General features: G+C 35.5%; 7 protein-coding genes and 4 pseudogenes. 6 read left to right on the top strand and 5 right to left on the bottom strand.

Annotation, left to right across the window (positions count from 1 at the left end):
* A pseudogene (locus HMPREF0848_RS02405) lies at positions 1-440 on the bottom strand (IS110 family transposase); the annotation flags it as partial.
* Between HMPREF0848_RS02405 and HMPREF0848_RS10820 the strand changes: the two are divergent.
* Positions 438-599: a DUF5966 family protein gene (locus HMPREF0848_RS10820; RefSeq protein WP_008534381.1), complete on the top strand. Its 162-nt coding sequence runs from the start codon at positions 438-440 to the stop codon at positions 597-599. The pseudogene HMPREF0848_RS02405 and the gene HMPREF0848_RS10820 sit on opposite strands and share 3 nt — an antisense overlap.
* 43 nt (positions 600-642) lie before the next feature.
* On the opposite strand, the gene HMPREF0848_RS02415 is transcribed toward HMPREF0848_RS10820, so the two are convergent.
* Together HMPREF0848_RS02415 and HMPREF0848_RS02420 are read right to left on the bottom strand one after the other, a co-directional pair.
* On the bottom strand, positions 643-2,007 hold the full coding sequence (locus HMPREF0848_RS02415) for a sensor histidine kinase (RefSeq protein ID WP_232203277.1): 1,365 nt from the start codon (positions 2,005-2,007) through the stop codon (positions 643-645).
* A gap of 2 nt (positions 2,008-2,009) precedes the next feature.
* Positions 2,010-2,708, bottom strand: a complete 699-nt coding sequence (locus tag HMPREF0848_RS02420) for a response regulator transcription factor (RefSeq protein ID WP_002892257.1) — start codon at positions 2,706-2,708, stop codon at positions 2,010-2,012.
* A gap of 180 nt (positions 2,709-2,888) precedes the next feature.
* Between HMPREF0848_RS02420 and HMPREF0848_RS10355 the strand changes: the two genes are divergently transcribed.
* The 5 genes and pseudogenes from HMPREF0848_RS10355 to HMPREF0848_RS10360 all read left to right on the top strand — a co-directional run.
* Positions 2,889-3,206 carry a type A2 lanthipeptide gene (locus HMPREF0848_RS10355; protein ID WP_083802101.1) on the top strand — a complete coding sequence of 106 codons (318 nt, stop codon included), beginning with the start codon at positions 2,889-2,891 and terminating at the stop codon, positions 3,204-3,206.
* A complete protein-coding gene (locus tag HMPREF0848_RS02430) occupies positions 3,199-4,110 on the top strand; it encodes an ABC transporter ATP-binding protein (RefSeq protein WP_008534392.1) in 912 nt (303 codons plus the stop codon). The genes HMPREF0848_RS10355 and HMPREF0848_RS02430 overlap by 8 nt, the downstream gene beginning before the upstream one ends.
* A 5-nt stretch (positions 4,111-4,115) precedes the next feature.
* Positions 4,116-4,865 carry an ABC transporter permease gene (locus HMPREF0848_RS02435; RefSeq protein WP_008534394.1) on the top strand — a complete coding sequence of 250 codons (750 nt, stop codon included), beginning with the start codon at positions 4,116-4,118 and terminating at the stop codon, positions 4,863-4,865.
* Complete coding sequence (locus tag HMPREF0848_RS02440; protein WP_008534395.1) at positions 4,862-5,590, top strand: ABC transporter permease; 729 nt, start codon at positions 4,862-4,864, stop codon at positions 5,588-5,590. The genes HMPREF0848_RS02435 and HMPREF0848_RS02440 overlap by 4 nt, the downstream gene beginning before the upstream one ends.
* Before the next feature lie 91 nt (positions 5,591-5,681).
* Positions 5,682-5,798 (top strand): annotated as a pseudogene (locus HMPREF0848_RS10360) (peptidylprolyl isomerase); the annotation flags it as partial.
* A 60-nt stretch (positions 5,799-5,858) separates the two neighbouring features.
* Here the strand turns inward: HMPREF0848_RS10360 and HMPREF0848_RS10365 are convergent.
* Together HMPREF0848_RS10365 and HMPREF0848_RS02450 are read right to left on the bottom strand one after the other, a co-directional pair.
* Positions 5,859-6,020, bottom strand: a pseudogene (locus HMPREF0848_RS10365) (IS110 family transposase); the annotation flags it as partial.
* A 209-nt stretch (positions 6,021-6,229) separates the two neighbouring features.
* Positions 6,230-6,611, bottom strand: a pseudogene (locus HMPREF0848_RS02450) (transposase); the annotation flags it as partial.

A 6,611-nucleotide genomic window follows, 5' to 3' on the forward strand; every position in this document is an offset into this window, starting at 1 on the left:
TTTCTGCGATGCCAGGAATTGACCGTAAGATGTCATACTCTGGTAAAGGCTGAGCTAGAGCTACCATGTCGTTTAATTACAACTTGTCTGCGTTCAGAAAGACGAAGCAATTCTTGAGCATAGTAACGAACCTCTTCAAGCATTGGAGAGGTTTTCTTGACCGCACAAAAAGATTGTTTAGCGAGTTTTATAAGTTTATCAGTTAGGTAAGCAATACGTTTTTCAGAGATGCGTTTGGAGGTAGATTGACGGATAATCTCACACAAGTTACTTTGAGATAGGCTTAATACAAACTCTTTGCATGGAAAAGCCATCATTAAGTTCCAATATTGCTCTCCAGTAGGTGTGGATAATAGCTTTTCCAATTCAGGAAAAGTGACTTGTAGAACCTTGTGCAGACGGTTTTTAGCTCGAACAAGATCTTCATTCATATTTTCGTGGAGGGCTATGGAATATATTTGTTCTTTACAGAGACTGAACTTTACACGGAAGTTTTGGCGCAGAATGGATTATTTGGTTTTACGACTTTCTTTATCATCTTTAACTTTGCCTTGCTTGTCTTGGCAGGCTGGGCAGGGTATAAGTGGAAGATAAGATGAAAAAAATGGAGAAAACTCTAATGGTTCTTCTCCATTTTTTTATCTAATTGGTAATGTTGAAAATCGGAAGTGAAATGATACTTTCAAAGAATTCATTTTGAACACTTGCAAACGAAATAGAGCCCTGATGCAAATCAACAATTTGTTTTGAAATTTTTAGCCCAATTCCAGTCGTTCTAATTTTAGAAATATCAATGTTTTTAAAAGATAATTCATTAAGTTCAGCAATTTTTTCTGGTGAAGCTCCCTGTCCATTATCTTTGATTTCGACAATTACATTTGTATCTTTTTTGAATAAGTGGATTCTTATTGTGCAACCCTTTTCGTTATGTAAAACAGAGTTGTAGATGATATTATGGATAACTCTTGTGATTAAAAACTGCTCAATCATGATAGATTGATTAACAAGTGAATAATCGTAATCAAATTCAAGTTCAAAATCATTCCAGACTTCTTGATTTAAAATATGGATGAGAATGTCTTTGAAGAAGGGGATAATTTTTGTTTCAGTCTGATTTAATTGAAGATGACCGGATGAAAGGCGAGCTACTATATTTAAGTCATTTAAAATATTTTGGATGTAATAGGATTCCGTCAATATTGGGCGAATATGTTTTTCAGACTGTGTTTCTAGTTCAGAATCATTTAACAAGGACGCATTAGAAATGATGACAGAAAGAGGTGTTTTGATATCGTGTGCAATACCTGAAATCCATTGCTCTTTAAAGACTTCATTCTCTTTGAGTAGAGTATCGGTTTGATTAATTGCAGTTGTAAGATATTCTAGTTCTGATATAGAATTTATTGGATTTTTCAAACCATCTGGGAGATTCTGAATAGCAGTTACAAGAGGCACAATTTTACGATTGATATGCGTCACACCATAGTAGTAAAGAAAAGCGAAATAAAGGCAGTTGAAAAGCAATACTCCAAATGCTATTAGTGGAATCAAGCGAATACTATCTATATCTAAGTAATTATAACTATAACGAGCAATTTTATCTTTTGGAAAACCAACAACAATGATGTAGCCACCTTTTATCTGACTAAAAACAGGATAATCTGAAAGATAATAGCGAGAAAACTGTAAAATATCTCCATAGTCAAATTGCGAAGGAACCTCTGTAGGTTTATACTGTTCGTACACTTGTTTTCCAGTCTGCTTATCCAATACCATGAGCCATAACTTTTGTTCTTTTAGACTAGAAATATCATTTTTAGGTATGTGGACGTTATTTTTTGTGATGGTAATGTGTTCAGAAATTATTTTCACAGTCTCAGTAGCAGTTTGCTTTTCCTTAATGTAGAAAACAAAACTGGCAATTAGAAGAATATTGGTAATAAAGATAATGATGGAAAAAAAGATAAATTTCTTTAGTGAATACCTTAAAATTTTGGTTTGGTTCATAATCATGATAACAATTTATATCCCAGCCCTTTAGCTGTCTTTAAATATTGAGGTTTTGAAGGATTTTCTTCTATTTTTTCTCGAATTTTCCGAATATGTACAGTCAAAGTGTTTTCATAACCAAAGCTATCCACTCCCCAAATCGTATCACAGAGAGATTCGGTTGAAACGATGTAATTTTTATTATCGTAAAGTTTTTTCAAAATCTGAATTTCAATTGGCGTAATAGAAATTTCTGCTCCATTTTTTTGTACTGTTGCATTCCGAAAACTCACCAAAGTCTGTCCAATCTGTATTGCTTCCTGTTCTGATTTATAGCTTCTCCGGAGCAGAGCCATAATGCGATAGATAAGATTTTTTGGAATGAAGGGTTTCATGACATAATCATCACCACCAGCATTGAAACCAGCTACCTCATCTTCAGGATTATTTTTGGCAGTCAGAAAGAGGATAGGTGTATCGCCTTTTTTTCGGATATGTTTTGCTAATGTGTAGCCATCACCATCGGGGAGCATAATGTCCAAAAGGAAAAGATCGAACTGCTCTGTTTCAATCATGTCCAAACTAGATTCTATATCATAGGCTGATGTTAGATTGGAAAATCCGTAGGCAGTGAGAATATCTCTTATGGAAGAGTTTAAAATTTTATCGTCATCAATGATAAGGATGTGCTTATTCAGGAGTTGTTGTTCGAAATTCATAATCTTACCTCACTTATCTATATTATACCATTTAAAAGAGTGAAAAAAGGTAAAACACTTTAATCTTAATGTAAAATTAAGGTTAACTTAGTTTAAAATTAATCTAGCATGTCTATAATAAAGACATGACCTAGATAGAGATACTTCTCAAATAAATTTTAATCAGTGAGGTATTTCCAAATGGCTAAACAACAAATGAATCTCGTTGAGATTGAAGCAATGAATTCTCTTCAAGAATTGACTCTTGAAGAACTCGATAACGTTCTTGGTGCTGGTGGAGGAGTAATCCAAACCATTGTTTTAAGTAATCAATTTTATTCAGACAAAACAATGGTAATAGTGAGTCACCAATTAGATATTGTGAATTATGTTGATTCTATCATTTTTGTTGATAAGAGTAGTGGAGATGTTATCAAAGATACTCATGATAATTTGATTTATAGAAATCAAAATTATAGAAAATTATTTGGTTTAAAGGAGAAAGTTCATAATGATTAGTAATGTTTTACAGATAAAAAACTTACAAAAGGGATTTAAGGACACTCAGGTAGTTAACCTTAGTTCCTTATCAGTTCAACAAGGTGAGATTTATGGTTTTCTAGGTCCAAATGGAGCTGGGAAAACAACCACCATGAAGATGATTTTGTCTTTGATTTCTCGTACGGCTGGGGAGATTGAAGTGTTCGGTCAACCCATAGGTACGGACAAGCAGTATCTTAATCAGATTGGCTCTATGATTGAAGAACCGTCTTATTATCCTAATTTGACAGGCTATGAAAATCTCTTGGTCTTCCAAAAAATCCTTGGATTTGATAAGAAAAATATTCAGGAAACCTTGAAAATTGTGGGGTTAGATCAACCTAAAAACAAGAAAAAATTGGTTAAAGATTATTCCCTGGGTATGAAACAGCGTTTGGCTTTAGCCTTTGCCTTAGTCAAGAAACCACGTTTGTTGATACTGGATGAGCCAACAAACGGGCTAGACCCAGCAGGGATTCATGAAATTCGGGAACTGATTATCAAGTTGGCAAAAGAACAGGGCATTACTGTCTTTATCTCTACCCATATCCTTTCTGAAGTTGAGCATATCGCTGACCGTGTGGGGATTATCAATCATGGTCAACTGGTTTACGAGGGAGAAATTCGTAAAATTCAGTCCAATAAATGGCTGGAAGTGCGTGGGGATTTTAGAGATCGACGTGAAGTCATTAGCCAAGTGTTATTTGGTTATCCGTGCAAGATGTTAGAGATACAAGAGGATAAACTCAAGCTGACTAACCTTGCCGATCAGCAGATTTCTAGTTTGTTACGAGATTTAATAGTCGAGAAAGTTCCAATTTATGAAGTGAAGCAAGAACAAGAAACCTTGGAATCTATCTTCCTTAACTTAACCAAGGAGTGAGTCTTATGTTGAATAATTTGTCTATTGAATTGCTCAAGGCAAAACGAACCAAATCCTTCCTCATTAGCATACTAGTTATGGGAGTCGGATTTGCTTGGGCAATTGTAGCCGCTACACGCTACCTAAGTAACCCAAACATACACCAGATTAGCCTAATTTTCTATATGATAAAAGAAGTAAATGGCTTGATTCTCCCTATTGTGGTTGCTCTCTTTGTATCGCGGATTGTCAAGAACGAGAAGGAAGGGAACACTTTCAAACTGCTTTTGGCAAATGGTGAAAATGTACGGCATATCTTTCTGAGTAAGCTTGGCCTGACTATGTTCGTTTTGACCTTTCTCGCTTTTTTGGAGGGAGTAGTAGTCCAGTTGATTGCAATCTTATCTGGTCTAGAAATGCCTGTTAGCCTAATCCTCTGGCAAATCGTCATTTTCTTGCTAGCCTCTTTTATCTTGACCTGTCTGTTTTTGACTTTGCAGTTTTTACTGAAAAAGCAAGCATTGATACTGGCATTAGGGATTTTCGGAGGATTTCTTGGAGTTGGATTTGGTCATGCACCAGCTTTTCTACAGCTGATTTTCCCTTTTGGTGGTATAGGATATCTGTCTCTGGTGGATTACCAGCAAGTCGCCAGTCAAGTGAGTTATGTTTTGGTGACAAACCTAGGATTTAAACTCTTTACATATTTGCCAATAGCCCTAATCTATCTCTTCTTATCTCTCTATCTGGTTGAAAAGAAAGGAGGCAAGCTATGATGTCTTATCTATCAGTAGAATGGCGGAAAACAAAAAAATTTTCCATGTTGATGATTGGTATTTGCTTCTTAGCTTTTTGTAGCCTGATTGGTCTTGGGATTTACTTTGGTTCAGCTTATTCTATGGTTGCAGAAAGTGAAAAGGTGCCTGTTTTATGGGGACAATTGACCTTCTATTATAGCCAGCTTTTCTTTCCGATTTTGGTCAGCCTTTATGTAGCCATGATGTTAGGAAAAGAGTTTGATAGAAAAAATATTGAATTTCTCAGAGCTAATAATGTCAGTCTTGGGAAATTATTGTTGGCAAAAGAAATAGTAATTATCTTGTTTATTGCTGTTTTACAGTTGTTCTTGTTTGGTATTTTTTATGTCAGTGCTCACCTAGCTCATTTAGAAATTTCTAATTTGTTCACCTACCTCAAGTGGGATTTATTGGGGATTTTTGGAACAATTAGTATGATGGCAGTGCAGTTTTTTGTAACAGCTAAAACTCGTGTTTTCAGTAAATCTGTGGGAATTGGTGCTATTGGTACTTTCATAGGATTTATGATGATTTTTGTATCAGATAAATTATCTTTAATTTATCCCTACTCCCAAGCTATGGTGGCAATGCGGTCACGGAATTTGATAGACTTTAATTTAGTGGAAATATTGCTGTTTATCATTGTAAATATTCTTCTGTGGGGGATTTTTCATACATTGAGTAATAAAGAATTGCATAAGTAATGCGAAGACTCTTCGGAGTCTTTTTCTTATGATAAAAGCTCCAAGCTTTATCTGGTATGCTTGACCTAGTTTTTTAGAAAGAAGGTCTAAGATGTTAAATAAAGTCAAAACTAAAGCCTTAATTTGTGTTGGAGCAGTGGCTGCAACTAGCTCTATTCTCATGATGGGATATACTGCTGGTCAACACTCGACTGCTAAACAAAGTCGAATAGTACTATACGAAAGAAAAGCTCGGAGAAATAATACACGTATAGACGCCTATAGCCTAAAATATAATCTTGGGGTTATGAACAGTTTTCAAGTCGCCCAACAGGCGATTGAATCCAATGGCATCGTTGAGTATGGTGTAGCCATGAACCTTCTCACCGTTGACTAAAATTGCCACCTCAGAACTTGTTTTACTCAAAACAATTCCAAAAACTGTCCGCATTATGTTTACCTCTTTGTCTTGAATGATTCCTTATTTTAGTGATGTCATTTTCAATACTCGACGTCTAGCGCTAAAAGAAGCCACGACTTTACAAGACACCACTACTTTAACACAAAGAAAAAGTAGTGAGTACTCTCTCCCGTCGGAGATTTCTTCACTACTAATCTTAGTATGTTTGTCAACTGTAGTGGGTGACGAAAAGCTAACATCTAGAGAGGACCTGATAGGTCTTCTCTTTTTGTATGTTCAGAGTGATGAAAACACGCTTCCTAAAGTTAATAAAGTTTCTAAAACCGAAGCCCAGACGTTTGATGTCTTTGATAAGCTTATTGGTCCCCTCCAATTTTGCATTTGAGTAATGTGTTTCTAGCGCATTTTTGATGTATGGTTTGTGTTTAAGGAAGGTCCTAAAGACAGTTTTGAAGTAATGATTGACCTTGCTTACATTCTCCTCTATGAGCTCAAAAAACTCATCTACCCTCTTCTCTTGAAAGTGAAACAGCAACAGCTGATAGAGGTTATAATAATTAGCGAGTTCTTCTGAAAAGTCTAGTGTCCTTCCTAACGACTTCATGTGGACTTAAGGTTTGA

This window comes from Streptococcus sp. C150, assembly GCF_000187445.1.
GTDB lineage: Bacteria > Bacillota > Bacilli > Lactobacillales > Streptococcaceae > Streptococcus > Streptococcus raffinosi.

Bases quoted from the DNA above. Each gene is read 5' to 3' on its own strand.
- HMPREF0848_RS02415 (WP_232203277.1), bottom strand. From the start codon at position 2,007: ATGAACCAAACCAAAATTTTAAGGTATTCACTAAAGAAATTTATCTTT.
- HMPREF0848_RS02420 (WP_002892257.1), bottom strand. From the start codon at position 2,708: ATGAATTTCGAACAACAACTCCTGAATAAGCACATCCTTATCATTGAT.
- HMPREF0848_RS10355 (WP_083802101.1), top strand. From the start codon at position 2,889: ATGGCTAAACAACAAATGAATCTCGTTGAGATTGAAGCAATGAATTCT.
- HMPREF0848_RS02430 (WP_008534392.1), top strand. From the start codon at position 3,199: ATGATTAGTAATGTTTTACAGATAAAAAACTTACAAAAGGGATTTAAG.
- HMPREF0848_RS02435 (WP_008534394.1), top strand. From the start codon at position 4,116: ATGTTGAATAATTTGTCTATTGAATTGCTCAAGGCAAAACGAACCAAA.
- HMPREF0848_RS02440 (WP_008534395.1), top strand. From the start codon at position 4,862: ATGATGTCTTATCTATCAGTAGAATGGCGGAAAACAAAAAAATTTTCC.